General features: G+C 70.6%; 21 protein-coding genes. 14 read left to right on the forward strand and 7 right to left on the reverse strand.

Annotation, left to right across the window (positions count from 1 at the left end):
- On the forward strand, positions 1–678 hold the full coding sequence (gene gmk, locus ACK4UM_RS09860) for a guanylate kinase (RefSeq protein ID WP_409798275.1): 678 nt from the start codon (positions 1–3) through the stop codon (positions 676–678).
- A gap of 5 nt (positions 679–683) precedes the next feature.
- On the opposite strand, the gene ACK4UM_RS09865 is transcribed toward gmk, so the two are convergent.
- Positions 684–1,118, reverse strand: coding sequence for a Fur family transcriptional regulator (locus ACK4UM_RS09865; protein ID WP_409798277.1), 435 nt, complete (start codon positions 1,116–1,118; stop codon positions 684–686).
- Between the two features lie 88 nt (positions 1,119–1,206).
- Complete coding sequence (gene argH / locus ACK4UM_RS09870) at positions 1,207–2,610, reverse strand: argininosuccinate lyase (RefSeq protein ID WP_409798279.1); 1,404 nt, start codon at positions 2,608–2,610, stop codon at positions 1,207–1,209.
- Between the two features lie 27 nt (positions 2,611–2,637).
- Between argH and tlpA the strand changes: the two genes are divergently transcribed.
- Positions 2,638–3,333, forward strand: coding sequence for a thiol:disulfide interchange protein TlpA (tlpA, locus tag ACK4UM_RS09875; RefSeq protein WP_409798281.1), 696 nt, complete (start codon positions 2,638–2,640; stop codon positions 3,331–3,333).
- A gap of 20 nt (positions 3,334–3,353) precedes the next feature.
- Here the strand turns inward: tlpA and ACK4UM_RS09880 are convergent, their stop codons facing one another.
- The 4 genes from ACK4UM_RS09880 to ACK4UM_RS09895 form a co-directional block, all read right to left on the reverse strand.
- A complete protein-coding gene (locus ACK4UM_RS09880) occupies positions 3,354–4,097 on the reverse strand; it encodes an LrgB family protein (RefSeq protein ID WP_409798283.1) in 744 nt (247 codons plus the stop codon).
- Positions 4,094–4,465 (reverse strand): CidA/LrgA family protein, encoded by a 372-nt coding sequence (locus ACK4UM_RS09885; RefSeq protein WP_409798285.1) that lies wholly within the window; start codon positions 4,463–4,465, stop codon positions 4,094–4,096. Before ACK4UM_RS09885 ends, ACK4UM_RS09880 begins: the two co-directional genes overlap by 4 nt.
- A gap of 100 nt (positions 4,466–4,565) precedes the next feature.
- Complete coding sequence (locus ACK4UM_RS09890; protein ID WP_409798287.1) at positions 4,566–4,991, reverse strand: type II toxin-antitoxin system VapC family toxin; 426 nt, start codon at positions 4,989–4,991, stop codon at positions 4,566–4,568.
- 21 nt (positions 4,992–5,012) lie between these two features.
- Positions 5,013–5,267 carry a FitA-like ribbon-helix-helix domain-containing protein gene (locus tag ACK4UM_RS09895; RefSeq protein ID WP_409798289.1) on the reverse strand — a complete coding sequence of 85 codons (255 nt, stop codon included), beginning with the start codon at positions 5,265–5,267 and terminating at the stop codon, positions 5,013–5,015.
- Positions 5,268–5,416: 149 nt separating this feature from the next.
- On the opposite strand from ACK4UM_RS09895, the gene ACK4UM_RS09900 reads away from it, so the two are divergent.
- The 7 genes from ACK4UM_RS09900 to truB all read left to right on the forward strand — a co-directional run bounded on the left by ACK4UM_RS09900 (position 5,417) and on the right by truB (position 13,654).
- Positions 5,417–5,977, forward strand: coding sequence for a NifU family protein (locus ACK4UM_RS09900; protein WP_409798291.1), 561 nt, complete (start codon positions 5,417–5,419; stop codon positions 5,975–5,977).
- 225 nt (positions 5,978–6,202) lie between these two features.
- A complete protein-coding gene (rimP, locus tag ACK4UM_RS09905; RefSeq protein WP_409798293.1) occupies positions 6,203–6,850 on the forward strand; it encodes a ribosome maturation factor RimP in 648 nt (215 codons plus the stop codon).
- 5 nt (positions 6,851–6,855) lie between these two features.
- Positions 6,856–8,493 (forward strand): transcription termination factor NusA, encoded by a 1,638-nt coding sequence (nusA, locus tag ACK4UM_RS09910; protein WP_409798295.1) that lies wholly within the window; start codon positions 6,856–6,858, stop codon positions 8,491–8,493.
- 30 nt (positions 8,494–8,523) lie between these two features.
- Entirely contained in the window at positions 8,524–9,198 is a 675-nt protein-coding gene (locus ACK4UM_RS09915) for an RNA-binding protein (RefSeq protein WP_409798296.1), read from the forward strand.
- On the forward strand, positions 9,191–12,040 hold the full coding sequence (infB, locus tag ACK4UM_RS09920; protein ID WP_409798298.1) for a translation initiation factor IF-2: 2,850 nt from the start codon (positions 9,191–9,193) through the stop codon (positions 12,038–12,040). Before ACK4UM_RS09915 ends, infB begins: the two co-directional genes overlap by 8 nt.
- Positions 12,041–12,170: 130 nt before the next feature.
- Positions 12,171–12,638, forward strand: coding sequence for a 30S ribosome-binding factor RbfA (rbfA, locus tag ACK4UM_RS09925; RefSeq protein WP_409798300.1), 468 nt, complete (start codon positions 12,171–12,173; stop codon positions 12,636–12,638).
- A gap of 2 nt (positions 12,639–12,640) precedes the next feature.
- Positions 12,641–13,654, forward strand: a complete 1,014-nt coding sequence (gene truB, locus ACK4UM_RS09930; RefSeq protein ID WP_409798302.1) for a tRNA pseudouridine(55) synthase TruB — start codon at positions 12,641–12,643, stop codon at positions 13,652–13,654.
- A gap of 23 nt (positions 13,655–13,677) precedes the next feature.
- Here truB and ACK4UM_RS09935 read toward each other — a convergent pair whose 3' ends face one another.
- A complete protein-coding gene (locus tag ACK4UM_RS09935) occupies positions 13,678–15,189 on the reverse strand; it encodes a PLP-dependent aminotransferase family protein (RefSeq protein WP_409798304.1) in 1,512 nt (503 codons plus the stop codon).
- 262 nt (positions 15,190–15,451) lie between these two features.
- Between ACK4UM_RS09935 and ACK4UM_RS09940 the strand changes: the two genes are divergently transcribed.
- From ACK4UM_RS09940 to ACK4UM_RS09960, 5 genes are all read left to right on the forward strand, one after another.
- Positions 15,452–17,014 carry an extracellular solute-binding protein gene (locus tag ACK4UM_RS09940; RefSeq protein ID WP_409798306.1) on the forward strand — a complete coding sequence of 521 codons (1,563 nt, stop codon included), beginning with the start codon at positions 15,452–15,454 and terminating at the stop codon, positions 17,012–17,014.
- 73 nt (positions 17,015–17,087) lie between these two features.
- Positions 17,088–18,041, forward strand: coding sequence for a carbohydrate ABC transporter permease (locus ACK4UM_RS09945; protein WP_409798308.1), 954 nt, complete (start codon positions 17,088–17,090; stop codon positions 18,039–18,041).
- A complete protein-coding gene (locus ACK4UM_RS09950) occupies positions 18,041–18,901 on the forward strand; it encodes a carbohydrate ABC transporter permease (protein ID WP_409798310.1) in 861 nt (286 codons plus the stop codon). Before ACK4UM_RS09945 ends, ACK4UM_RS09950 begins: the two co-directional genes overlap by 1 nt.
- Positions 18,898–20,025 (forward strand): ABC transporter ATP-binding protein, encoded by a 1,128-nt coding sequence (locus ACK4UM_RS09955; RefSeq protein WP_409798312.1) that lies wholly within the window; start codon positions 18,898–18,900, stop codon positions 20,023–20,025. Before ACK4UM_RS09950 ends, ACK4UM_RS09955 begins: the two co-directional genes overlap by 4 nt.
- Positions 20,022–21,113, forward strand: a complete 1,092-nt coding sequence (locus ACK4UM_RS09960; protein ID WP_409798314.1) for an ABC transporter ATP-binding protein — start codon at positions 20,022–20,024, stop codon at positions 21,111–21,113. The genes ACK4UM_RS09955 and ACK4UM_RS09960 overlap by 4 nt, the downstream gene beginning before the upstream one ends.
- The last annotated feature ends 5 nt before the right edge of the window (positions 21,114–21,118 follow it).

The raw sequence follows: 21,118 nt of genomic DNA on the forward strand, positions 1-21,118 counted from the left end.
ATGAGCGCCGAGACGACCGCCTTCGCCCGCACCCGCCGCGGCGTCATGTTGATCATCGCCTCGCCGTCCGGCGCGGGCAAGTCGACGCTCGCGCGGCTCCTGCTCGAGACCGACAAGTCGATCGGCATGTCGGTCTCGGTCACCACGCGCCCGCGCCGGCCGAGCGAGGTCGACGGCGTGCATTACCGCTTCATCTCCGAGCGCGATTTCCACCTGATGGTCGAGCGCAGCGAGCTGCTCGAGCACGCCCAGGTGCACGGCAATTATTACGGCACCCCGCGCGCGCCGGTCGAGGCGGCGCTGGAGGAGGGCCGCGACGTGCTCTTCGACATCGACGTCCAGGGCACCCTCCAGCTCTACGAGACGATGCGGCCCGACGTCGCGAGCGTGTTCATCCTGCCGCCCTCGATCGCCGAATTGGAGAAGCGCCTCGCGCGCCGCGCGGAGGACGACCCGGCCACCATCCGCCGCCGCCTGACCACGGCGCGCGACGAGATCGCCCGCTGGACGGATTACGACTACGTCCTCGTCAACGACGATCTCGACCGCACCTTCCGCGACCTCGTCGCCATCCTCCAGGCCGAGCGCGTGCGCCGCTCCCGCCGCGAGAACCTCGGGCCGCTCGTCGAGACTTTGTCGGCGGATCTGGCGCGGGTGCTCGCGACGCCCGCGGGCTGAGGGGCTCAGCGCCGCTTCTTGCGGCAATACAGCTCGAGCCTGTGGCGCACGACCTCGTAGCCGAGCTCGGCCGCGATCTCGGCCTGCAACCGCTCGATGCGCTCCGAGTGGAATTCGATCACGCCGCCCGTCTCGAGATCGATGATGTGGTCGTGGTGGGGCACGTCCGCCGTCTCGAAGCGCGAAGGCGCGCCCTCGAAGGCGTGCCGGTGGACGACGTTCTGCTGTTCGAGCACCGAGAGCGTGCGATAGACGGTCGAGAGCGAGACGGAGGCGTCGATCGCCTGCGCGCGGCGATGCAGCTCGCTCGCGTCGGGATGGTCTTCGGCATCGGCGAGCACGTCGATGAGCGCGGCCCGCTGCCGCGTGATCCGCACCCCCCGCGCCCGCAACGCCTCTTCCAGCTCGCGCGCGCGATCCTTGGCCTTCGTCGTCGTCATGCGCGCGAGCCTAGCGGATCGAGTCGCAGGTGGGAAGGCGTAGATGCGAAGGGTGGTGCGGCCGCGCCCCGCCGGCGGGTGAGTCCCCTCACCCCCGCCGCTTCTCCGCTTCCTTCGCGAGCCGCGCGAGCCAGCGCCGCGCCTCGCGCTTCACGTTCGCGGGCGCGGTGCCGCCGTGGCTGACGCGGCTGCGGACGGACTTTTCGACGCCGAGCACGCCGAAGATCTCCTGCGTGATGCGCGGCTCGACCTCCTGCATCTCGGACAGCGTCAGCTTCTCGAGCCCCACCCCCTTGCTCGCCGCGAGGCCGACGAGGCGGCCCGTGACGTGGTGGGCGTCGCGGAAGGGCAGCGCGAGGACGCGCACGAGCCAATCGGCGAGGTCGGTGGCGGTGGAGAAGCCCGCGCCCGCCCATTTCTTCATCGCCTTGGTATCGGGCTCGAGATCCCGAATCATGCCGGCCATGGCGGCGAGGCAGAGCGAGAGCGTCTGGAGCGCGTCGAAGACGCCCTCCTTGTCCTCCTGCATGTCCTTCGAATAGGTCAGCGGCAGGCCCTTCATCACGACGAGCAGCCCCTGCAGCGCCCCTAAGACGCGCCCGGCCTTGCCGCGCACGAGCTCGGCCGCGTCCGGATTGCGCTTCTGCGGCATGATCGAGGAGCCGGTCGTGAACTTGTCCGACAGCTTGATGAAGGCGAATTGCGGCGTCATCCACAGCGTGATCTCTTCCGCGAGCCGCGAGAGATGCATGGCGCAGATCGCGGCAGCCGAGAGCGTCTCGAGCGCGAAATCGCGGTCGGAGACCGAATCGAGCGAGTTCGCCGTCGGCCGGTCGAAGCCGAGCGCCTGGGCGGTCATGTGGCGGTCGATCGGGAAGGACGTGCCGGCGAGCGCGGCGGCGCCGAGCGGGCACTCGTTGAGGCGCGCGCGCGCGTCCCGCAGCCGCCCGCGATCGCGGGCGAGCATCTCGACATAAGCGAGGCAATGGTGGCCGAAGGTGACGGGCTGGGCCGATTGCAGGTGGGTGAAGCCCGGCATCACCGCGGCGGCGAATTCGGCGGCCTTGGTCGCGAGCGCCTCCTGGAGGTCGGCGATCTGGGCGTCGAGCGCGTCGACCGTGTCGCGCACCCACAGCCGCATGTCGGTCGCGACCTGATCGTTGCGCGAGCGCGCCGTGTGGAGGCGCCCGGCGGCGGGGCCGATCAGGTCGCGCAGCCGCGACTCGATGTTCATGTGGATGTCTTCGAGCGCCCGCGAAAACGTGAACGTCCCGGCCTCGATCTCGGCCGCGATCGTCTTGAGACCGCCCTCGATCGCCGCCACATCCTCCTGCGACAGGATACCCGTCTTGCCCAGCATCGCCGCATGGGCGAGAGAACCCCGGATGTCCTGGGTCGCGAGACGCTTGTCGAAGTCGATGGAGGCGTTGATCTCCTCCATGATCTCGGCCGGGCCGCTCTCGAAGCGACCACCCCACATCCGATTGCTCACGCGTGCCCCCTCGAGCTCGACAGACCGATGACCGACGAGACAGACACGAAGACGCAACGCCCCCGCTCCCGCATCCCCGCCGCGCTGATCGGCGTGGGCGCGCTCGCCGCAGCGGCTGTCCTAGCCGTGACGCTGACCGGCCGCAACACCGAAGCGGTGGCGCAGGCCTGCATTCCCGCGAGCGAGACGCTGACCCGCCTCGCGCCGACCGCCCGCGGCGAGGTCGCCGCCGTCTCGGTTCACGCGAGCCCCCGGCTCGCCCCCGAGATGACCTTCACCGGGCCCGCGGGCGAGCCGACGAGCCTCGCCGCCTTCGAAGGCCGGACCGTGCTCGTCAATCTGTGGGCGACCTGGTGCGCACCCTGCCGCGAGGAGATGCCGGCGCTCGACGAATTGCAGGCGACGTTCGGCGGCGAGGATTTCGAGGTCGTCGCGATCAATGTCGACACCCGCAATCTCGAGCGCCCGCGGCAATGGCTCGCCGAGCACGGCATCGACAATCTCGCCTTCTACGCCGAGCACGAGGGCCGGTTGATGCAGGCGCTCCAGCGCACCGGGCATCTGGTGGGGCTGCCGACCACGATCCTGATCGGCGAGCGCAATTGCGAGCTCGCGATCCTCAAGGGTCCGGCCCATTGGTCGAGCGACGACGCCTTCGCGATGATCGCCGCCGCGCTCGGACGCGAGCCGTCCGGCGCGGAGGCCGTCGGCTCGGCCATGTGAGCCGCGCCTGAGCCGCGCCGTCAGCCTGCGAGCCAGCGCACCAGCCACGGCGCCGCGAGCGCGGTGACGAGCCCGTTGAGCGCCATCGCGAGCCCCGCGAAGGTGCCGGCGACCGGGCTCACCTGCAGGGCGCGCGCGGTCCCGATGCCGTGCGCCGCGAGCCCGACGGCGAAGCCGCGGGCCCGGAAATCGCGCACGCGCAGGAGGTTCAGCACCGGCGTGACGAGGGCCGCGCCGATGATGCCCGTCGCGATCACGAGGACGGCGGTGAGCTCGGCGATGCCGCCGAGTTCGCGCGCGACCCCCATCGCGATCGGCGCCGTCACCGATTTCGGCGCGAGCGAGGCGACGAGCGCGCCGTCGAGCCCGAAGGCGATGGCGAGGCCCACCGCGCTCGCGATCCCCACGCCCGCCCCCACCACGAGCGCGACGGCGAGCGGCAGGAGATTGGCGCGGATCTGCGCCCGGTGCCGCAGGATCGGGATCGCGAGCGCCACCGTCGCGGGGCCGAGCAGCACGTGCACGAATTGCGCGCCCGCGAAGAAGGTCTCGTAGGCGGTCCCGGTGGCGAGAAGCACCGCTCCGATGATCGCGATCGCGATCAGGACCGGGTTGACGAGCGAGTTGCGCCCCGAGAGCGCCGAGAGCGTGTCGGCGACGAGATAGGCGCCGAGCGTCAACGCGAGCCAGAAGAGCGGCGACTGGGCGAGGAACACCCAGAACTCGGCCGCCGCGACGGGGACCGGGACGATGTCCGGGCTCATCGGGGCGCCTCCCCGCCGCTCGCGACGCCGGGCTGCGGTCTCGCCAGGAGCGCGAAGACGAGCGCCGTGACGCCCATCGTGATCAGCGTCGAGAGGACGAGCACGGCGAGGAGCGGGACGAGCGCGGCCGACAAGAGGTCGAGATGCTGGAGCACGCCCACGCCCGCCGGCACGAACAGGAGCGAGAGATGGCGCAGGAGCGCGTCCGCGGTCGGCTCGACGGTCTTCTGCAGGAGCGGCCAGAGCGCGCCGAGAAGCGCGAGCGCCGCGAGACCGATTACCGGCCCCGGCGTCGGCACCCCGGCGAGCCGCGCGAGCGCCTCCCCGCCATATTGGAAGAGGACGAGAAGAACGAAGCCGTGCAGCATGGAAAGAGCCCCTTCGACGAGCGTGGCCGTGAGAGCATCGCACTTGCGGGGCGGGGTGTCAGGGGCCTGGTGTCAGGGGCCGGGTGTCAGAGCCCGGGTTTCAGCGGGCTGCGGAGGACCACGGGTCGATGACGACGAGCCCGGCCGCCTCGAAGGCGCTCGCGTCCCGCGTCGCCAGCGAGAAGCGACGCGCGGCGGCGATTGCGGCGATGTAACCGTCCGGCATCGGGAATCCGCGTCCGGCGATCCGCGCCCTCACCGACAGCTCTCCGAACGACTGCGCCGCCGCGAGGTCGAACGGCAGGACGCGTCCCTCGAAATGGCGCAGCACCCCCTCGAGCGCGGCCGAGAGCAGGTCCCGGCGCTTTCCTTTGGCCAAGGCTCCCACGCCGAACGACAGCTCGGCGACCGTCACGCTGGAGAGGAACAGCGTCTGCGCTGCCTGCGCGTCCAGCCAAGCCTGCACGGCAGGATGGGGATCGGGCTTCATCGCCTCGGAGACGACGTTCGTATCGAGGAGAATCATGCGAGCCGCGTCCGCCGAGCCTCAATCGAAACGCATGGGTTCCGCCGGGTCGCGGTGCTCGCGTCTCTCGATCGCCTCGACATCGGCGTTGGTGAGCCCGAGGGATCGGCTCGTCTCGGCGATCGTGGTGCCGAGGCGCAAACGTTCGGCAGGACGAACGGCGGCGTCGAGGATCGCGCGGATCTCCGCTTCCGTGCTGCGATTGTTCATGGACGCACGAGCCTTCAAGGCGCGGTGCGTCTCGTCGGACAGGTTGCGGACGAGAACCGAGGCCATCGGCACCTCCTCTAGGATACACACGATATCAATTGGCGATCACGATATCAATCATGAGGGCTACGGTCGGGCACCCTCGCCCTCCCCTTGATCCCGCGCCCGCGCGGCGCCACATTCGAGACGACCCCCAAAAGCACCCCGGATACGCCATGTTCATCCAGACCGAAGCGACCCCGAACCCCGCCACCCTCAAGTTCCTGCCCGGACGGGTGGTGATGGAGAACGGCACCTTCGACGCGCGCGAGGCCGCGGGCGCGCAGGGCTCGCCGCTGGCCGAGCGCCTGTTCCAGGTGCCGGGGGTGGTCGGCGTGTTCTTCGGCTACGATTTCATCACGATCACCAAGGGCGAGGGCGAGTGGCAGCACCTCAAACCCGCGATCCTCGGCGCGATCATGGAGCATTTCATGTCGGGCCGCCCGGTGCTCGCCGCCGGCACGCCGATGGCGGGCGAGGGCGAGGAGGAGTTCTACGAGACCTCCGACGCCGACACGGTGGCGACCATCAAGGATCTGATCGAGACCCGCATCCGCCCGGCGGTCGCGGGCGACGGCGGCGACATCGTCTTCCGCGGCTATCGCGACGGGATCGTCTATCTCGGCATGAAGGGCGCCTGCGCCGGCTGCCCCTCCTCGACCGCGACGCTCAAGCACGGCATCCAGAACCTCCTGCGGCATTTCCTGCCCGACATCCGCGAAGTGCAGCAGATCTGAGGGGCGGGTGCGCTCGGGCGGCGTATCCGGTCTTGAAATCCGGGGCGGGTGCCTGTATATGCCGCCTTGTCAGCTCTGGTAGCGGCGCGCGAGCGTCGTTTCACGGGAGTGGGCCCCGCCGGGTCCGCTCCCTTGTCGTTTCGGGGCCCCGCTGCGGCGAAGCCCGCGCGGTGCCGCGGCACGACGTCCGGACCAAACGAGACGCAAGGCAGACCGAGGAGCCACGTGACCGATCGTACCGAAGAGCGCCTGATCACCGAGAGCGGCGTCGCGGCCCGTGTCGCGGCGATCGTCGAGCCCGTGATCGTCGATCTCGGCTTTCGCCTCGTGCGGGTGAAGGTGTCGGGGCAGAACGGCTGCACCGTGCAGATCATGGCCGAGCGGCCGGACGGCACGATGAGCGTCGCCGATTGCGAGACGGTGAGCCGCGCGGTGTCGCCGGCGCTCGACGTCGACGACCCGATCGACCGCGCCTACCATCTGGAGATCTCCTCTCCAGGCATCGACCGCCCGCTCGTGCGCCCCGGCGATTTCGAGCGTTGGGCCGGCCACGAGGCGAAGATCGAGATGGCGGTCGCGCAGGACGGCCGCAAGCGCTATCGTGGCATCGTGCGCGGCGTGGACGGCGAGCGTGCCCTCGTCGAATTGCCGGACGCCAAGGACGAGGCCGAGCGCATCGCCCGGCTGCCGCTCGCCGAGATCGGCGAGGCGCGGCTCGTCCTGACCGACGAGCTCGTGCGCGAGAGCCTGCGCCGCGGCACGGCGCCCTCCCAGGAGGGGGCCGACGAGACCGAGGAGGTGGAGGGCGACGAGGACGAGACCTCGGACGCGCGCCCCTCGCACAACGACAACGACCCCGTCACGAAGGAGTGACTTCGATGGCCGTCAGCGCCAACAGGCTCGAGCTCTTGCAGATCGCCGACGCGGTCGCCCGCGAAAAGGTGATCGATCGCCAGATCGTGCTCGCCGCGATGGAGGACGCGATCCAGAAGGCCGCGCGCTCCCGCTACGGCAGCGAGACCGAGGTCCGTGCCGAGATCAATCCGCGCACCGGCGAGATCGCGCTCTCGCGCCTCCTGCACGTGGTCGAGAAGATCGAGAACGACGCGGTCGAGATCACCCTCGAGGAGGCGCGCCGCAAGAACCCCGCCGCCATGATCGGCGACTTCATCGCCGAGGCGCTGCCCCCCTTCGACTTCGGCCGCATCGCCGCGCAATCGGCCAAGCAGGTGATCGTGCAGAAGGTGCGCGACGCCGAGCGCGACCGTCAGTACGACGAGTTCAAGGACCGCATCGGCGAGATCGTCAACGGCGCCGTCAAGCGCGTCGAGTACGGCAACGTTATCGTCGATCTCGGCCGCGCCGAGGCGATCGTGCGCCGCGACGAGCTGATCCCGCGCGAGACCTTCCGCCCCGGCGACCGCGTCCGCGCCTATGTCTACGACGTGCGCCGCGAGACGCGCGGGCCGCAGATCTTCCTGTCGCGCACCCATCCGCAATTCATGGCCAAGCTCTTCGGCCAGGAAGTGCCGGAGATCTACGACGGCATCGTCGAGGTGAAGGCGGTGGCCCGCGATCCGGGCTCGCGCGCCAAGATCGCCGTGATCTCGCGCGATTCGTCGATCGACCCGGTCGGCGCCTGCGTCGGCATGCGCGGCTCGCGCGTGCAGGCCGTCGTCGGCGAATTGCAGGGCGAGAAGATCGACATCATCCCCTGGTCGACGGACGAGGCGACCTTCATCGTCAACGCGCTCCAGCCGGCGGAAGTCGTCAAGGTCGTGGTCGACGAGGAGGCCGAGCGCGTCGAGGTGGTGGTGCCCGACGACCAGCTCTCGCTGGCCATCGGCCGGCGCGGCCAGAACGTGCGCCTCGCCTCGCAGCTCACCGGCTGGGACATCGACATCCTGACGGAAGCCGAGGAATCCGAGCGCCGCCAGAAGGAATTCGCCGAGCGCACCGATCTGTTCATGAACGCGCTCGACGTCGACGAGGTCGTCGCCCAGCTCCTCGCCTCCGAGGGCTTCCGCACGATCGACGAGATCGCCTACGTGGACCTCGCCGAGATCGCCTCGATCGAGGGCTTCGACGAGGAGACGGCGCAGGAGATCCAGACCCGCGCCCAGGAGCATCTCGAGAAGCTCGAGGCGGAGCACGACGCGCGTCGCGTCGAGCTCGGCGTCGAGGACGAGCTGCGCGAGGTCGAGGGCGTCACCACGGCGATGCTCGTCGCGCTCGGCGAGAACGACGTCAAGTCGATCGAAGACCTCGCCGGCTGCGCGACCGACGATCTCGTCGGCTATACCGAGGGCCGCGGCGCCGAGGCCGTGCGCCACAAGGGCTATCTCGACGGGTTCGAGATCTCCCGCGCGGAGGCCGAGGCCATGATCATGGACGCGCGCGTGCGTGCGGGCTGGATCGAGGCGCCGGTCGTCGAGGACGCGGCGGACGAGGGCTACGAGGACGGTGTCGAGGGGGACGGCTCCGAGGAGACCGCCTCCCAGGCTCATCCGAGCTGAGGCCGGAAAGGTAACGAGGACGAGACGGGCGTGCCGCGCAACGAGCCTCGCCGCACCTGCATCGCGACACGCGAGGTGCGCGCGCCCGACGAGATGATCCGGTTCGTGGCCTCGCCCGAGGGCGTCGTCATGCCGGACCTGCGGCGCAAGCTGCCCGGACGCGGAGTCTGGGTGTCGGCGCGTCGCGACGCGGTGGAGAGCGCGGTGAAACGTCGCCTCTTCGCCCGCGGCTTGAAGAGCGCGGTGGCGGTCCCCGACGGGCTCGCCGACGCGATCGACGCGGCGCTCCTCGCCGATCTGCGGCAGGGGCTCGCGCTCGCCAACAAGGCGGGCTGCGCCGTCACCGGCTTCGGCAAGGTGGAGGCGGCGGCCGCCGGGGGGGGCATCGTCGCGGTCGTCCATGCTGCGGAAGCAGCGGCGGACGGCCGCAGGAAGGTTTCTCAGGCGTTGCGACGGCGCCTGGGAGAGGCCGCTTCGTCGATTCCGGTCGTGGATGTGCTCGAAAGCCACGATTTGGATTTGGCAATGGGGCGGTCTCATGTGATACATGCTGCCCTCGTCGCGGGCGCCGGAAGCGCGCTCTTCATCGAGCGCTGGCGACGGCTTTGCGTTTATCGCGGATCCCTCGCCATGCATGCCGCGCCTCTCGACGAGGCCGGCGACGTCGACGATACGAACCCGCAGGATCGTGAGCGGAATGAGTGATACCAAGACCCCGGGCGACAAGACGCTGCACGCGCCCCAGAAGACTCTGAGCATCAAGCCCCGCGTGGAGCAGGGCACCGTGCGTCAGAGCTTCTCGCACGGCCGCACCAAGCAGGTCGTCGTGGAGCGCAAGCGTTCCGTTCGCGCGCCCGGCGAGGCGTCGGCGAAGGAGACCGCGACGGCACCCGCCGCCGCGCCCAAGCCGGCTGCGCCGGCGCCGCAGAAGGCACGCCCCGGCGCGCCGACGCGTCCGGGTGCGATGGTGCTCCGTTCCCTCTCCGAGAGCGAGCGCGACGCCCGCGCCGCCGCGCTCGTCGACGCCCGTCGTCGCGAGGAGGAGGAGCGCAGCCGCCGCGAGGCGGAAGAGCGTCGCCGCCAGGAGGAGGAGCGCGCCCGCGTCGCCGCCGAGGCCAAGGCCCGGGCGGAGGAGGAGGAGCGCCGCCGCGCCGAGGCCGAGGAGGCGCGTCGCCGCTCCGAAGCCGAGGCCGCCGCCAAGTCCGAAACGGCGAAGTCGGAAAGCGCGAAGCCGGAGACGGTCGCCGAGGCCGCCCCCGCTCAGCCCGCTTCCGCCGCGCCGAGCACCGGCGAAGCGCCCGCGGCGCAGGCTGCCGCCGCGGCCCGTCCCGCTCGCCCGGTGGCGCGCGAGGGTCGACCGGCGGCGAGCACCCGCGTCGGCCTTCCGCATCAGACCGTTCCGCGCGGCGACAGCCGTCGTCCGCCGAGCCTCGACTCGATGGCGCGCCCCGCGCCCGAGCCGGAGCCCGAGAAGAAGCCCGTCGAGGCGAAGGCCGCCGAGCCCGCGCGTCCCGCGAGCGCGCGTCCCGAAGGAGCCCCCGCCGCGCGCGGCCGTCCCGCCGCCGCTCCCGCCGAGGAGGAGGCGCCGCGCGCCCGCAAGGGTGCCGTCAAGGCGCCTCCCGTTCCCAAGCCCACCAAGGGCGCCGACGACCGTCGCCGCGGTCGCCTGACCGTGACGAAGGCGCTCGCCGGCGACGAGGAGCGCACGCGCTCGGTCGCCTCCTTCAAGCGCCGCATGCAGCGCCTGCAGGGCAAGGGCCAGGCGGAGACCCGCGAGAAGATCTCCCGCGAGGTGATCATCCCCGAGACGATCACCATCCAGGAGCTCGCCAACCGCATGGCCGAGCGCGCGGTCGACGTGATCCGCCTGCTGATGAAGCAGGGCGAGATGCACAAGATCACCGACGTGATCGATGCGGACACGGCTCAGATCGTCGCCGAGGAGATGGGCCACGCCGTCAAGCGCGTCGCCGAGTCGGACGTCGAGGAGGGCCTCTTCGCCGAGGCCGACGTGCTCGAGGATCAGGTCTCCCGCCCGCCGGTCGTGACCATCATGGGCCACGTCGACCACGGCAAGACCTCGCTGCTCGACGCGATCCGCAAGACGAACGTCGTCTCCGGCGAGGCCGGCGGCATCACCCAGCACATCGGCGCCTATCAGGTGACGAGCCCGTCGGGCGGCAAGGTGACCTTCATCGACACGCCCGGCCACGCGGCCTTCACCGCGATGCGCGCCCGCGGCGCCAAGGTGACGGACATCGTCGTGCTGGTCGTCGCGGCCGACGACGGCGTCATGCCGCAGACGGTCGAGGCGATCTCCCACGCCAAGGCGGCCGGCGTGCCGATGATCGTGGCGATCAACAAGATCGACAAGCCCTCCGCCAACCCCCAGCGGGTGCGCACCGAGCTCCTCCAGCACGACGTGCAGGTGGAATCGATGGGCGGCGAGACGCTCGAATTCGAGGTCTCCGCGCTGACCGGCGCGGGTCTCGACGAGCTGCTCGAGGGTCTGCAGCTGCAATCCGAGATCCTCGATCTCAAGGCCAATCCGGATCGCGCCGCCGAAGGCACGGTCGTCGAGGCCAAGCTCGATCGCGGCCGCGGCCCGGTGGCGACCGTGCTCGTCCAGCGTGGCACCCTGCGCACCGGCGACATCGTCGTCGCGGGCGCCGAATGGGGCCGCGTGCGCGCGCTCGTCTCGGATGTCGGCGATCAGGTCAAGGAGGCCGGTCCGTCGGTTCCGGTGGAGGTGCTCGGCTTCAACGGCACGCCCGAGGCCGGCGACCGCGTGGCGGTCGTCGAGAACGAGGCCCGCGCCCGCGAGATCACCGAGTACCGCACCCGCCAGAAGCGCGAGCGGCTCGCCGCCCGCACCGGCTCGGCCACGCGCTCGCTCGCCGACATGATGCGCGACCTGCGCGAAGGCGCCGGCCGCAAGGAGATGCCGCTCGTCGTCAAGGGCGACGTGCAGGGCTCCGTCGAGGCGATCATCGGCGCGCTCGAGAAGATCGGCAACGACGAGGTCGCGGCGCGCGTCATCCATGCGGGCGTCGGCGGCATCACGGAATCGGACGTCACGCTCGCGGAGGCGTCCGGCGCGGTGGTGCTCGGCTTCAACGTGCGCGCCCACAAGGAGGCCCGCGAGGCCTCCGAGCGGGCCGGCGTGGAGGTGCGCTACTACAACATCATCTACGACCTCGTGGACGACATCAAAGCCGTCATGTCGGGCATGCTGCCGCCGCAGCTGCGCGAGGAGCGGCTCGGCGAGGCGCAGATCCTCGAGGTGTTCAACGTCTCGAAGGTCGGCAAGGTCGCGGGTTGCCGCGTGCTCGACGGCGTCGTGCAGAAGGGCGCCCACGTGCGCCTCATCCGCGACAACGTCGTCATCCACGAGGGCAAGCTCTCGCAGCTCAAGCGCTTCAAGGACGATGCGCGCGAGGTGTTGGCCGGCCAGGAATGCGGCATGGCCTTCGAGAACTACCAGGACATGCGCAAGGGCGACGTGATCGAGTGCTATCGCGTCGAGGAGATCCGTCGGACCCTCTGAGCCTCTTCGCGCTCCGCTCCGTTCCTCCGCGCGCCGCGGCGTTCGATTCGCCGCGGCGCGCGGAGCGTCGCTCATCCTCCACGCCGGCGCTCCTCTTCGCATCGCGCCCGCTCGACGAAGGAGGCGCCCCATGGCCAAACGTTTCGCAGCCGCCGGCCCCACCCAACGCCAGAGCCGGGTGGCGGAGCTCGTCCGTCATGCGCTCGCCGAGGTTCTCGCTCGCGGCGACGTGCCCGATCCCGTGCTCGCGCGCCACGTGGTGACCATCCCCGAGGTGCGGATGTCGCCGGATCTCAAGCTCGCGACCGCCTACGTGATGCCGCTCGGCGGCCGCGACGAGGCCGAGGTCCTCGCCGCGCTCGATCGGGCCCGCAAGCACCTGCGCGGCGAGGTCGCCCGCCGCGTGAACCTGAAATTCGCCCCCGAGCTGCGCTTCCGCCGCGACGAGAGCTTCGACGAGGCCGCGCGCATCGACGCGCTGCTGCGCTCGGAGCCGGTCCGCCGCGACGTCGAGAAGGCAGGCGTGGACGGGGACGACGATGTCGAGACCGACGCCGCGGAGGAAACGCGCGCGGCCAAGAAGGGCGAGAACGAGTGACGATGACGCAGGATCGCGAGACGAAGAGCCCGCAGGACGAGCGGCCGGCCGAGGGCAGCGGGCCGCGCGGCCCGCGCCGCGGTCAGCGCCAGGGCGATCGCCCCAAGCGCCGCGACGTGAACGGCTGGGTGGTGCTCGACAAGGCGGTCGGCACGACCTCGACGCAGGCCGTCGCGATCGTCAAGCGCGCGCTCAATGCCAAGAAGGCCGGCCATGCCGGCACGCTCGATCCGCTCGCCTCGGGCCTCCTGCCGATCGCGCTCGGCGAGGCGACGAAGACCGTCCCCTTCGTGATGGACGGCCGCAAGGCCTATCTCTTCACCGTCGCCTGGGGTGCGCAGACCGACACCGACGACGCGGAGGGCGTCGTCGTCGCCCGCTCGGACGCGCGCCCCGCCGCGGACGCGATCGAGGCGCTCCTGCCGAATTTCGTCGGCGAGATCATGCAGGTCCCGCCCCGCTTCTCCGCGATCAAGATCGCGGGCGAGCGCGCCTACGACCTCGCCCGCGACGGGGAGGCGGTGGAGCTCGTCGCGCGGCCCGTCGAGATCGACCGGCTCTCCCTCGTGCATCACGACGGCGAGACGAGCGTGTTCGAGGCCGAATGCGGGCGCGGCACCTATGTGCGCGCGATCGCCCGCGATCTCGGCCTCGCGCTCGGCTGCTTCGGCCACGTCTCGGCCCTGCGCCGCACCCGCGTCGGCCCCTTCACCGAGGAGGACGCGATCGAGGTCGCCGATCTCGAGGCCCTGCGCGCGGCCGCCGAGGCCGGGGAGACGCCGGATCTCGCCGATGTGGTTCTGCCGGTGCAGACCGCGCTCGGCGAGATCGACGAGGTCCCGGTCTCCCGCGACGCCGCCGCCCGCCTGATGCGCGGCCAGTCGGTGATCCTGCGCGGCCGCGATGCCCCGATCGAGGGCCAGGCCTATGCCACCTGCGGCGGCGTGCTCGTCTCGACCGGCACCATCGAGCGCGGCGAGTTCGTGCCGCATCGGGTGTTCAATCTGGGCCGGTGAGGCTGGGGAGGGCGACGCGCGCGCTAGATGCCGCGGGACGCGTGGTCGGCGATCCTCCCGGCCAGGTCTCGAAGCGCTGCTCCCGACCGGCGAATCTCGCTCTCCTCGAAACCGGCATAGCCGAGCAACAGCCCCCGTCGGCGCTCGATGCCGACCCCGTAGATCGACAGGGGACGCGCCATGACGCCGCGCCCCGCGAGGAGACGCGCCAAGGCGATGTCGTCCTCGCCGGGGGCGAGCGGCAGGACGAGATGCATTCCGGCCGCGAGCTGCGAGGGTGGCACCTCGTAGCCGAGTTCCTCGCGCAGGACGGCGACGAGCGCCGCCTGGCGCGCGCCGTAGATCGCCCGCATGCGGCGCAGATGCGCCGCATAGAGCCCGCGATGCATGAACTCGGCGAGGACCATCTGTTCGAGGATCGGAGCGTGCCGATCGACGACGGCGCGCGCCCTGGCGAAATCGGCCGCGAGATCGGACGGCGCCACGATGAAGCCGAGCCGGAAGGAGGGTAGCATCGTCTTCGAGAAGGTGCCGACATAGACGACCCGCTGTTGCGGGTCGCGGCTGCGAAGCGGCCGATGCGGCGGACCGCCATAGACGAAATCGGAATCGTAATCGTCCTCCACGATCCAGGCGCCGCAGCCATAGGCGTGTTCGAGCAGAGCCTTCGCACGATCCGGCGAGAGGCGGTCGCCCAGCGGGTAGTTGCGGGCCGGCGACACGACGATCATGCGCGGCGCGGGCATGCGCCCGACGGCGTCCTCCACCACGAGGCCCTCGCGGTCCGTCGCCACCGGGACGACGCTGCAGCCGTTCGCCGCGATCGCGGCGCGGGTGCCGAAATAGCCCGGATCCTCGATCCAGACGGGATCGCCGCGCTCGACCAGGAGCCGCGTGACGAGGTCGAGGCTCTGCTGCGAGCCGGTGGTGACGATGATCTCTTCCGGCGTGCAGACGATGTCGCGCGTTACCCGCAGATGCCGGGCGATCGCCTCGCGCAGGGGCCCGTAGCCGGCATTGGAGACGTCGACGAGCACGCTCCCGGTCAAGCGGCCGCTCACCTCGTTCATGATGCGCAGCCAGGAGCGCAACGGGAAGGCGCGCAGGTCGGGCACGTCCGGCATGAAGGGCACGGGCCGCTCGGAGAGGGTGCCGACGCTCTGGGCGATGAGGATGCGCCCGCGCTGGGACACGGAGCGGAAGGGGTAGGTTCCGCTCGCGGCCCCGCTTCCGGGCTCGGACGCGGCGGCGACCGGCGGCGCGGCGGCGAGCGCGGCGACGTAGGTCCCGTCTCCGACGCGGCCGGCGAGATAGCCCTCCGCCGTCAGCGTCTCGAAGACCTGCAGGACGGTGTTGCGGGAGACCTTCCACTCGCTCGCGAGCGTCCGCGTCGAGGGCAGACGCGTGCCCGCAGGCAGGCGCCCCGCTTCGATGCCCGTCCTCAGCGCGTCCGATATCCGGCGGTGCAGCGGAGCGGCATCGCGGGGCGCGATGTCGATCGCGAAAAGCGCCCCATGGTCGGCGGTGCGGGACATGGTCTGAACTCCCCGTGGGACGCCGTCGGATTGGCTCCCTCACGAAGATCAAATTGGCACTGACCTGGCACGTGAAAGCAAGATCATATGTTGGGCAGACAAGTGTTCCGGCGAATCCGGCCGGCACTGAGCAAGTATCGGTACGTCTACTTATCCGAGCGCCCGCATGACGCGCCGCACACATCTGCGGCGCGAGAGACCGCCTTCGCGCCGAAACCATTGCTGGTGACGAACCGGCAAGCCGCAAACCTGTGAGGGGATCATGAGCAAGGACCGCTTGAAAATCGAGCAGACCATCGCCGCCTACGAGGCCGGCGGAATGACCCGGCGTGGCTTTCTCGGCCGGCTCGGCGCGCTCGGCGTCTCGACCGCCATCGCCAACGTGCTCGTGCAGTCGCCGCTCGGCGCCGCGCGGGCCTTCGCCGCGATCTCGGGGCCGGAGGAGCGCGCCTGGGCGCTCGCCAAGGAGGCGGCGGCGCGCGCGACGAAGCGCACGCTCACCCTCCTCATCCCGACGGGGTCGATCGGCAACATGACGCCCTATGTCGACAAGTGGAAGAACGAGTTGGACATCCAGCTCCAGTTCATCGAGGAGCCCGACGAGGTCGTCCACACCAAGGGCATGCAGGAGGCGGTCGCCCGAACCGGCACCTACGACGTGATGATGCCGACCGCGATGTCCTATCCGGACTGGATCGACGCCGGCGTGATCTTCGACCTGACGGAGTGGGTGGAGAAGTACAATCCCGAGCTCTTCAACCCGGAATTCGGCGTCGTCTTCCCGGCGAGCCACCACGCGCAGCTCTACAACGGCCGCGTGGCGGGCCTCCTCAACGACGGCGACCAGATCACGCTTCTGTGCCGCCAGGACATGATGGACGCCAAGGCCGAGGCCTTCGCGGACCGCTACGGCCGACCGATCGGCGTGCCGCTGACCTGGCGCGAATACCACGAACTCGCCGAGTTCATGCACGATCCGGCGAACGGCTTCTACGGCAGCCTCGAATACCGCTCGCGCTATTACGTCAAGTGGATGTTCATGCAGCGGCTGATGTCGAAGGGTCGGCTGTATTTCGACGGCGATATGAACCCGACCTTCAACTCGGACGAGGGCCTCGCCGCGCTCGAGGACATGCTCGCCGTGAACCAGTACCTGCACCCGGACGCGTTCAGCTTCACCTGGTCGTCGAACTACAACGCCTTCGGCCGGGGCGAGGGCTTCATGAACATCGTCTGGCCGTCGGGCTTCAAGTATTCGCGAGCGCCGTCGACGGGCCCCGCCACGACGGGCAAGATCGCCGCCACCGTGATGCCCGCCGATTTCCTCCCCGACGGCCGCAAGCTCCATGCGGGCCTGTTCTGCTGGGGCTACGGCTACGCGGTGTCGAAGTACTCGGCCAATCCCGAGCTCGCCTACGCCTATGCGCAATGGATGACCTCGCCGACGATCTCGGCGGACGCCATCCCCTATCTCGGCGGCTATTCGGACCCCTATCGCGTGAACCACATGAAGCAGCCGACGCCGCGGCTCGTGGACACCTACACGCAGCCTTATCTCGACACCCTCTACGACAACATGGTCAACACCGTGCCGGATTTCTGCCTGCCGGGCGGCTTCGAGTACCAGGACGCGCTCGACAAGGAAGTCCATGCCTGCATGACGGGCGAGAAGGCGCCGAAGGCGGCGCTCGACGACGCGGCCCGCGCCTTCGATCGGATCACCCGCCGCGTCGGCCGCGAGAAGGTGCGCTCCGCCTGGCTCGCGCTCGCCCAGAACCTCGCCGACCCGATCAAGGAAGCGGCGGGCGTCACGAAGTGGACCTGACGCGCCGCACGGCGCCGGGCGGGGTCCGAAGGACTCCGCCCCTCCGCACCCACCTCTCGAGAGAGGCGACACCATGAACGCGCATGTCGAGGCCGCGCCGCTGCTGGCCTCCTCCCCGGCCCTGCCGCGCAAGCGGACGACGCGGCGCGCGCGGATCGCGCGGGCGCTGCTCCTGCCGAGCCAGCTCGTCTCGCTCTTCGTGCTGATCGTGCCGCTCGTGGTGGCGCTCTACATGAGCTTCACCGATTGGACGCCGACGCGCGGCTCCCTGCTGAACGCGGAATTCGTCGGTCTCATGAACTACGAGGAGTTGCTCGTCTACGACACGCGCTTCGTCGAGGCGGTGGGGCGCACGCTCGCTTTCGCGATCGTCTGTCTGTCGCTCGAATTCCTGATCGGGCTCGGCCTCGCGGTTCTGTTCATGCGCTCCTTCCGCGGCAAGTCGGTGCTGTTCTCGCTCCTCCTGACGCCGATGATGGTGCTGCCGGTGGTCGTCGGCTACACCTTCTGGATGCTCTTCCAGTCGAACGGGCCGATCAACCAGGTGATCGAGCTCGCGTTCGGCCCGGGCAGCGCGCCGGAATGGTTCCGCTCGGCCTGGACCGCACGCGCGACGATCGTCGTGACGGAAGTCTGGCACTGGACGCCGCTCTTCTTCCTCATCCTCCTGTCGGGCCTGAACGCGGTGCCGGAGAACCCCGTGCGCGCGGCGACGATCCTGGGCGCCTCGCCGCGGCAGGTCTTCTTCCGCGTCGTCCTGCCGATGCTCGCGCCGGTGATCGTCATCGCCTTCGTCATCCGCGGCATGGAAGTCGTCAAGCTCTTCGACGAAGTCTTCATGCTCACCCGCGGCGGGCCGGGCACGTCGACCGAGACGATCAGCCTGTACATCTACAAGCTCGCCTTCAACGATTTCCAGCTCGCCTACGGCGCGGCGGCGGCCTTCCTCGTGCTCGTCGGCACGCTCGTGCTCGTGCACCTGATGCTCACCCCCGTCCGCAACGTCCTCCTCGAGGAGCGCCGCTGATGCCGACGCGCCCGCTCACCCCCGCTCTCGCCCTCGTCCTCGCCGCGGCGCTCGCGATCACCCTCTTCCCGATCTTCTGGATCGTGATGACGGCGCTCAAGCCGCCCACCGACTGGAACGCGGCGCCCGCGATCTGGGTGCCCTCCGAGCCGACGCTGGTCAATTTCCAGACGCTGTTCGATCCGGACGCGCTGCGTGTCTACGGGGTCGGCGGCGTCAGCGAGGCGGCGACGGGCGCCGTCCTCGGCTCGCTGCTGGCGAGCAGCATCGCGACCGTGCTCTCGGTCGCGATCGGGCTCGCCGCCGCCATCGCGCTCTCGCGCTACGCCACCGGTGGCCGCTTCACGCCGCTCGCGATCCTGTCGGGCCGCATGGTGCCGCCGGCCGCGATGGCGGTGCCCTTCGTGATCGTGTTCTCGAGCGCGCGGCTCATCGACAGCTATGTCGGCCTCGTCGCGATCTACGTCGCGGTGACGCTGCCCTTCTCGACCTGGATGCTCAAAAGCTTCGTCGACGACGTCCCGCGCGAGGTCGAGGAGGCGGCGATGATCGACGGACGCTCGCGGCTCTCCGCGCATCTGACCGTGACGATCCCGCTGATCCGCGGCGGGCTGTTCGCGACGACCTTGTTCATCTTCATCCTCAACTGGTCGGAATTCCTGTTCGCCCTGGTGCTCTCCTATTCGAGCATCGAGACGATCCCCGTGCGCCTCGCCAAATACGTCACGGCGACCGCCGGCACCCTGTTCGGCGTCCAGGCCGCGCTCGCGGTGATCGCCATGGCCCCCCTCGTGATCGCGGGCTTCCTCATCCAGAAGCAGCTCGCGCGCGGCATGACCTTCGGAGCGGTGAAGCGATGAGCGCGCCCAAGCTCGAGCTTGCGGGCATCCGCAAGGATTATTCCGACGGCGCCGTCGTCGCGGTGGACGGGATCGACCTCGTGGTCGAGCGCGGCGAGACGGTCGCGCTGCTCGGCCCCTCCGGCTGCGGCAAGTCGACGGCGCTCTCGATGATCGTCGGGCTCGAGCGGCCGAGCGCGGGTGACATCCGCATCGACGGGCGCTCGGTCGTCGACGTGCCCGCCGGGCGCCGCGACGTCGGCCTCGTCTTCCAGGATTACGCGGTGTTCACCCATATGAGCGTCGCCGACAACCTCGCCTTCGGGCTCTCGGTCCGCGGCCTGCCCAAGGCGGAGATCGCGCGGCGCGTCGGCGAGACGGCGGAGCTCCTGGGGCTCACCGATACGTTGCGCGAGAAGGCCTCGCGGCTCGGCGGCTCGCAGCTCCAGCGCGTCGCCATCGGCCGCACGCTGGTGACGCGCCCCGCGATCCTCCTCCTCGACGAGCCGCTCTCGAATCTCGAGGCGGAGGCGCGGCTCGCGATGCGGCGCGAATTGCGGCGCCTCCAGAGCGAGATCGACCTGACCATCGTCTACGTCACCCACGACCAGGTCGAGGCGCTCTCGCTCGCGAGCCGCATAGCGGTGATGAGCGCGGGCAAGATCCGGCAATACGCGCCGACCGCGCAGGTCTACGACGCGCCCGAGCACGTCTTCGTCGCCCGCTTCATCGGCTCGCCGGGCATGAACCTCGTCGAGGGGGCGCTCGTGCGCGATGCGGACGGCGCGCGCTTCTCGCGCGGGCGGATCGACGTCGCGCTCTCCCCGCTCGCGCTCGCGCGGGCGCCCGCCGAGGAGGCGATCGTGCTCGGCATCCGCCCCGAGGCTCTGGCGATCGCCGATCCGCACGAGCCCTCGACCGCCGGCGCCGTCGAGGGCCGCATCCTCTCGGTCTCCCCGCGCGGCCCCGAGGCCGTCGTCACGCTCGGGATCGACGACGTGCGTCTCGTGGCGCTCGTCGAGGCGCGGCGCCGGCCGCAGGAGGGCGCGCGGGTATCGGTGTCCTTCGCATCCGACGCGATCGTCGTCTTCTGCGGCGAGAGCGGGCGCAACCTCGCTCATCCGGCATCGGGGAGGCTCTCGTGAGGACGGATGGACTTCTGGTCGAGCGCCTCTCGAAGCGCTTCGGCAAGCATCTCGCGCTCGACGAGGTCGCGTTCCGCGTGCCGAAGGGCGGCTTCGTCGTGCTGCTCGGCCCGGCGGGCGCGGGCAAGACGACGACGATGCGCTGCATCGCCGGTCTCGAGGAGCCGGAGGAGGGCGCGATCGCGCTCGACGGGCGGCCGCTCGACGGGCTGGAGCCGCGCGCCCGCGACGTCGCGATGATCTTCGACAATCTCGCGCTCTACCCGAACAAGACCGGCTTTCAGAACATCGCGAGCCCGCTCCTCCTGCGCGGGCTCCCGCGGGAGACCGTCGAGGAGCGGGTGCGGGCGGTCGCGGCCAAGCTCGCCATCGCCCACGTGCTGGGGCGCTTGCCGCGCACGATGAGCGGCGGCGAGCGCCAGCGCATCGCCTTGGCCCGCGCGCTCGTGCGCGATCCGGCGCTCTTCCTCCTCGACGAGCCGCTCTCCTCGCTCGACGCCATGCTGCGGGTCGAACTGCGCGCGGAATTGCGGCGCATCCAGCGCGAGAACGGCGCGACCTTCCTCCTCGCGACGCCCGACTTCGTCGAGGCGCTGGCGCTCGCGGACACGATCGTCGTCCTGATGGAGGGCCGCGTGCGCCAGATCGGCAGCCCGCAGGAGATCTACGACGCGCCCGCCGATCGCGCGGTCGCCCGCTTCGTCGGCGCGCCCGAGATCAATCTCGTCCCCGCGGGCCTCGATACCGGGCGGCTGCGCCTCCTCGACACGACCTTTCCCGCGCCGATCGCGCTCGCGAAGGGGCTCGGCACGCGCACCGGGTTCGAGGCGGGTCTGCGGCCGGAGGATCTGACGATCGGCCCGCCGCGTGCCGGCGCCGCCGAGGCGACCCTGACCGACATCGAGCCGCTCGGCGTGCGCGCCGCGCTCACCTTCGAGGCGGCCGGCCTCGAGATCCGCGCGAGCGTGCCGGCGGCGCAGGCGCGCGGCCTCTCGACCGGCGAGCGCCTCGGGCTCGCCCCGCGCCTCGAGCGCCTCCTCGCCTTCGACGCCGCGAGCGGCCGCAGCCTGCCGCGTTCCACGGAGTGACCGCG

Source organism: Salinarimonas sp. (assembly GCF_046292825.1).
In the GTDB taxonomy this organism is placed as follows: domain Bacteria; phylum Pseudomonadota; class Alphaproteobacteria; order Rhizobiales; family Beijerinckiaceae; genus Salinarimonas.